This is a genomic window from Pontibacterium sp. (genome assembly GCF_041587635.1).
GTDB lineage: Bacteria > Pseudomonadota > Gammaproteobacteria > Pseudomonadales > Balneatricaceae > Pontibacterium.
In genome coordinates, this window is record NZ_JBFGYC010000192.1 from 1 (window position 1) to 6,605 (window position 6,605).

The window sequence follows — 6,605 nt, forward strand, 5'->3', positions numbered from 1 at the left end:
GGCGTTTGCGGCTAACCTGCGTTCTTATGAGTCGGTGCGTGATTTCACCACATCGGCGTCACTGACCGCACTGATTGATCTGCCATTTACCCTGATCTTTATTCTGGTGATTGGCTGGATCGCGACAGGCATGGTAGTTCCCTTGCTGGTGGGTATCGCTGTGGTTGTTCTATATGCACTGACGACACAGCAAAAAATGCGAAAGCTGACCGAGAGCATGTATCAGGCCAGCTCCATGCGTAACTCGGTGTTGATCGAAAGCCTGATCGGGCTGGATACGCTTAAGTCCATGTGTGCCGAAGGCATTATGCAGCGTCGCTGGGAGAAGGCTGCGGCGTTTTTGGATCGAGTGGGTGTTCAGCTGCGTCTGCTGGCATCGACGAATCTCAATGTAGCGCTGTGGGCACAACAACTGGTGAGTGTCAGCATCATTGTGATGGGTGTTTACCTGATTGCAGAAGGTGAATTAAGCCTGGGTGGATTGATCGCGGCGACCATGTTGAGCAACCGTGCGATGGCACCGATCAGTCAGGTGGCTGGTTTATTAACTCAATATCATAATGCCCGGACGGCGTTGACCGCACTGAATGAGGTCATGGATAAGCCGGTAGAACGTCCAGCCGGTAAGCGTTTCTCCAGCCGTGCTTCATTAAAAGGTGAGGTTACGTTCAGGCATGTTTCTTTTACTTATCCGGGGTCTGAAATCTCTACCCTCAACGATGTGAGTTTTTCGCTGCAGCCCGGTGAGCATGTGGCCGTCCTCGGACGGGTGGGTTCGGGCAAAACGACATTGAACCGATTGTTGATGGGACTCTATCAACCGGCAGAGGGAGCCGTACTGGTTGATGGGATGGATCTTCGGCAGCTGGATCCTGCTGAATTACGCCATCAGATAGGTTATGTGCCCCAAGATGCAACTCTATTTTACGGCACATTGAAGGAAAACCTGGTGTTGGCAAATACTCAGGTGTCACAGGGCGCACTGGACCGGGCCGTAAAACTGGCTGATCTGAGTGATTTCATCAATCGTCACCCGCAGGGCTTTGATATGAATGTGGGCGAGCGAGGGGAATTTCTTTCAGGTGGGCAACGAAAAGCGGTGACGTTGGCGCGGGCGGTGATTCATAACCCGCCGTTGCTGTTGCTGGATGAAGCGACCGGCTCAATGGACCACACCTCTGAAGCGGCGATTCTGTCTCATCTTGAACAGTTTGCGAAGGGCAAAACTATGCTGCTGACGACACATCGCACGTCTATGTTACAGCTGGTCGACCGTATTATTGTATTAGATGGCGGGCAGGTCGTGGCGGATGGACCACGCGACAACGTGATGGATGCGTTGCGTAAGGGTCGTATTGGGAGGGCATTATGAGCGATCAGCCGCACAGTGATCCTCCGAAGCTCAGATTACAGAGCAACTTTGAACAGGGTATTCCCGTTGAGGATGCGAATAATCTCAACTGGTTGGAAGATGCTGATCGAGCGATGCTGGAACAAAATCCGTTGAAAGCCCGCGCGCTGTTATATGGCGTCGCGCTGGTGGTCATCGTGTTGATCGGCTGGTCGGCCTATGCCGAAATCGATGAGGTTACCCGAGGGGAAGGTAAGGTAATTCCGTCTCGGCAGATACAGGTTATTCAGTCACAGGACGGTGGTGTAGTGACTGAACTGGCGGTCGTGGAGGGGCAGACGGTAGAGGTGGGTCAGCTGCTGGTCAAATTGGATGCGACACGTTCAGTGGCGAGCTTTAGGGAGAACAGAGCTGAGTTGGTCGCGCTGCAGATCAAGGCGGCGCGGTTAAGGGCTGTGGCTGAAGAGATGGCGTTTACCCCAAACGATGACTTGCGTGAGTCGGCTCCGGATGTTGTCGAACAGGAAATGACGTTGTACCACTCGAGTCAGGCGGAGCTAACCGCTGCAAAAAATATAGCCGGCAAACAACTTAGACAGCGTGAGCAGGAACGGCAGGAGAGCCGTGCATTGAAAGCACAGCTGGATCGCGCGTATGACTTTGCCCAGCAGGAACTGAATGCCAGCGAGCCCTTGTTGGAGTCAGGTGCGGTGTCTCCCATTGATCTGCTGAAGTTGCGCCGTGAGGTGTCACGTTTACGCGGAGAGCGTCAGCAAGCGGGGGCTAAAATTCAGCGCACCAAAGAAGCGATCGCTGAAGCTAAGGATAAGCTGAGTGAGGTTGAGCTGGAGTTTAAAAATAACATTCGTGAGGAACTATCACGTACGACGGCCCGCATTAATACCTTAATGGAGAGCAGTCGTGGTTTGTCTGATCGAGTTGCACAAACAGCGGTACGTTCGCCTGTGCGCGGAACAGTGAAAAGGCTTTTTTATAATACGATCGGTGGTGTGGTGTTACCGGGGCGTGAGATTGTTGAGATTGTGCCGTTGGATGATGCTCTGCTACTGGAAGCTAAAATCAGTCCCCGCGATATCGCTTTCTTGCGACCGGGGCAGAACGCTCTGGTGAAGTTTACGGCCTATGACTTTGTGGTCTATGGCGGTTTAGATGCCTCGCTGGAGCACATCAGCGCTGACACGGTGCTGGACGACAAGGGAAACCCGTTTTATATCGTTCGGGTTAAAACTCTGGAGTCCAGCCTTGGAGAGGGGAAGCCGATCATCCCGGGGATGGTGGCCGAGGTAGATATTCTGACGGGGAAAAAAAGCATCCTCAATTATCTGCTAAAACCTGTATTCCGTGCCAAGCAGTATGCGCTGACGGAGCGATAAACTATGCATGTATTCGTGAGCCAAAAACCCTTATCTCCCGTGCGTTGGCATCAGGCGTTCCCTGATTCCATTACGGTACGTACACCCTCAGAAGTCTCCTCGGTTATACGTGGCAAAAGTTGTGTATGGCTGGATTTTACCTCCCTGACAGCGGTGGATCGTTTGCTTTGGTTGGAGCAGGCCAAGCAACTATGTTGCCCCATTGTTGTGTTGTCCAATATCCCGAACAATGATGAAGCCGTACATGTCTTTGGGGCTGGAGCGTGTGGCTATTGCCATGTACTGGCCGCTGCTAATCAGCTGAAAGAGGTCGCGCTTGTCGTTGAGCATGGCGGATATTGGGTGGGGTCTTCGTTTATTGAGAGGGTGCTGCAACTCAGTGCAGGTCATATGCGGGAAGCAATGCACACGGAGGAGGTCGATTGTTCAGACCTGCTGACAGAGCGTGAACAAATGGTTGCGCGTGAAGTTGCCAGAGGTGCAACCAACCGTGAAATTGCCAGTTCGCTTGAAATTACAGAACGAACAGTGAAAGCGCATCTGGCCTCAATTTTCGCTAAAACCGGTGCGCGTGATCGCATACAGCTCGTATTGATGTTTAATCATTTTTCATCTGCCGCTGTATGAAATTTGATCATATTGTACCTTGAGTACAATACCCGCAATTTGCCCCTTTTCTAACCTGATAGAAGCCTGTAAACGCGATTGGAATGAGTTTTGGAACGGAATCCGACTGGCGGAGCCGTTCTCCTTTATTTGCGGAGAGTCTACAGGGAATATCTGATTTCTAATGGTTTGTGTTGAGTAGAGCACTGTTCAAGAGCGCATTCTTATCGCGTTATCGGGCCCCAATGGTTTAAAGAATTTTTGGCCTTGAAAGGGGAGTGCGACAACATGGCTAACCATACCCCCATTGCAACGGTTTCCGCAGTCACTGGCGATGCATATGTCCGTGACAGCGATGGCCAGTTACGTTTATTGGAAGTGGGTGATCAACTGAAAGAAGGGGATGTTCTTTTACCTTCATCAGCAGGCAACGTTGAACTGATGATGGCGGATGGCACATCGCTGAGTTTCGGTGACCCGGTAGAGGTTACTCTGACGCGGGAGATGCTGACTGACCAGACGGTGATTGCGGAAGAGGAAAGTATCACCGATCCCTCGGTTGCTGCTGTCCTGAGTGCATTAGAAGCGGGGCAGGACCCATCGCAAGTGTTACCAGCACCTGCAGCCGGTGCAGCTGGGGATGAGGGGCATAGTTTTGTGCGTCTGGCCCGAATCATCGAAAATGTGGAAGGGTTGGAATTTGGCGGTTCAGGTTTTGAGGGGTTGTCGTTGAGCTTTGAAACCCCAGACCTGCTTGATCTCGAGGGGGCTGCTCCACCCGTTGCTGTTGCTGATACCGTCACTCTTGATGAGGACAGCAGCACTGTTATTGATGTCTTGGGCAATGACAGCGATCCAGATGGTGATCTTGATCCATCTTCAGTGAATATCGTGTCTCTGCCTTCCAACGGCACCGTCAATGTTGATCCCGTGAGTGGGGCAATCACCTATACGCCGGATGAAAACTATAACGGTCCGGACAGTTTTCAGTACACCGTACAGGATGATGAGGGGAATACCTCTAATCCCGCAACGGTGAGCATCGATGTTAATCCGGTTGTGGAATCTCCAGTTGCTGACGATGATGCCATCAGTACTGATGAAGATAGCGCGATTGAAATTAATGTTCTGGCGAACGACAACGACCCTGATGGAGAGTTAGATCCTACGACCGTTACCATCACCAGTCAGCCGAGCCATGGCACAGTCTCCGTTGATCCGTCCAGCGGTGCGGTGACTTATGTCCCGGATCAGGACTACAACGGCCCGGATAGTTTCCAGTACACGGTACAGGATGATGAGGGCAATACGTCTAATCCAGCGACAGTCAGCATCACCGTAGATCCGGTGGCGGATCCTCCGGTGGCAGTCGATGATGTGGTGACGACCGACGAAGATGTGGCGATAGATATTGATGTGCTCGCCAATGATACGGATTCGGATGGGGATATTGACCCAACGACGGTGACAATCACTAGCCAGCCAGATAATGGCGCTGTGTCTGTGGATCCAGTCACCGGTGAAGTGACGTATACCCCAGATCCGAATTACAACGGTCCGGATAGCTTTGCCTATACCGTTGATGATGCCACGGGTATTACGTCGAATCCCGCCACGGTGAGCATCACGGTGGAACCAGTAGCGGAACCGCCCGTAGAACCGCCAGTCGATCCACCAGAACCAAACCCTCCTGTTGCCCTGGACGATGAAATCATCACTGATGAGGATGTGTCGATTGATATCGATGTGCTGGCGAATGACAGTGATCCGGATGGAGATATTGATCCGACAACGGTGACGATCACCCATCAACCGGATCATGGTTCGGTATCGGTGGATCCGGTCACCGGTGTTGTGACCTATACACCGGATCAGGACTATAACGGATCGGACAGCTTTGCCTATACCGTACAGGACAATGAAGGCAATACCTCCAATCCTGCGACGGTCAGTATTACTGTGGAGCCGGTGCCTGATCCTCCGGTGGCTGTGAATGATGACGTCATTACAGATGAAGATGTTGCGATTGATATCGATGTACTGGCCAACGATACCGATCCGGATGGAGACATCGATCCAACAACGGTGGTCATCACGTCACAACCCGAGTACGGTTCGGTATCAGTGGATCCGGTAACCGGTGTTGTGACCTATACGCCGGATCAGGACTATAACGGACCGGACAGTTTTGGCTACACCGTGGATGATGCAACCGGTACCACCTCAAATCCGGCGACTGTCAGCATTACCGTGGAACCTGTCGCCGATCCACCGGTGGCCGTTAACGATGCAGTGAATACCGATGAAGATGTAGCAATAGATATTGATGTCCTTGCCAACGATACCGATCCGGACGGCGACCTTGACCCAACGACAGTGACTATCACGGATCAGCCAGATAATGGGTCTGTGTCTGTGGATCCGGTCACCGGTGTTGTGACCTATACCCCGGATCAGGATTACAACGGACCGGATAGTTTTGCCTATACCGTAGACGATGCCACGGGTAGCACCTCGAATCCGGCGACTGTCAGTATTACCGTGGGACCATTAGGCGATCCACCGGTGGCCGTAAACGATGCGGTGACCACCGATGAAGACGTGGCGATTGATATCAACGTACTGGCTAATGATACCGATGCGGACGGCGATATCGATCCAACGACAGTGACGATCACGGCTCAACCGGATCACGGTTCTGTGTCTGTGGATCCGGTGACGGGTGTGGTGACCTATACGCCGGATCAGGATTACAACGGACCGGACAGCTTTGCTTACACCGTAGATGATGCGGTGGGTACGACCTCGAATCCGGCTACGGTTAGTATTACGGTGGATCCAGTGGACGATCCTCCGGTGGCTGTGAATGATATTGTGACAACCGACGAAGATGTCGCGATTGATATCGACGTGCTGGCCAACGATACCGACCCGGACGGCGACATCGATCCAACAACGGTGACCATCACGGATCAGCCGGATCATGGTTCTGTTTCTGTGGATCCGGTGACGGGTGTAGTGACCTATACCCCGGATCAGGATTACAACGGGCCGGATAGCTTTGCCTACACTGTGGATGATGCAACCGGTACGACGTCGAATGCAGCAACGGTCAGTATTACTGTCGATCCGGTAGCCGATCCTCCGGTGGCTGTTAACGATAGTGTGACAACCGACGAAGATGTCGCGATTGATATCGACGTGCTGGCCAACGATAAAGATCCGGACGGAGACATTGATCCAACGACAGTGAC

4 protein-coding genes are annotated in these 6,605 nt (G+C 52.4%); all 4 read left to right on the forward strand.

Annotation, left to right across the window (positions count from 1 at the left end; translation table 11 throughout):
- Positions 1-1,372, forward strand: a 1,372-nt coding sequence (locus ABYW01_RS10835) for an ATP-binding cassette domain-containing protein (protein ID WP_372832653.1), incomplete at its 5' end; no start/stop codon positions are given.
- Positions 1,369-2,745 carry an HlyD family type I secretion periplasmic adaptor subunit gene (locus ABYW01_RS10840; protein WP_372832654.1) on the forward strand — a complete coding sequence of 459 codons (1,377 nt, stop codon included), beginning with the start codon at positions 1,369-1,371 and terminating at the stop codon, positions 2,743-2,745. The genes ABYW01_RS10835 and ABYW01_RS10840, both read left to right, overlap by 4 nt.
- Positions 2,746-2,748: 3 nt before the next feature.
- Positions 2,749-3,372, forward strand: a complete 624-nt coding sequence (locus tag ABYW01_RS10845) for a response regulator transcription factor (protein WP_372832656.1) — start codon at positions 2,749-2,751, stop codon at positions 3,370-3,372.
- A gap of 267 nt (positions 3,373-3,639) precedes the next feature.
- The coding region (locus tag ABYW01_RS10850) for a retention module-containing protein (RefSeq protein WP_372832657.1) at positions 3,640-6,605 on the forward strand (2,966 nt) is incomplete at its 3' end.

Excerpts from the sequence above, each read along its gene's own strand:
- ABYW01_RS10845 (WP_372832656.1), top strand. The coding sequence starts at position 2,749 with ATGCATGTATTCGTGAGCCAAAAACCCTTATCTCCCGTGCGTTGGCAT.
- ABYW01_RS10840 (WP_372832654.1), top strand. The coding sequence starts at position 1,369 with ATGAGCGATCAGCCGCACAGTGATCCTCCGAAGCTCAGATTACAGAGC.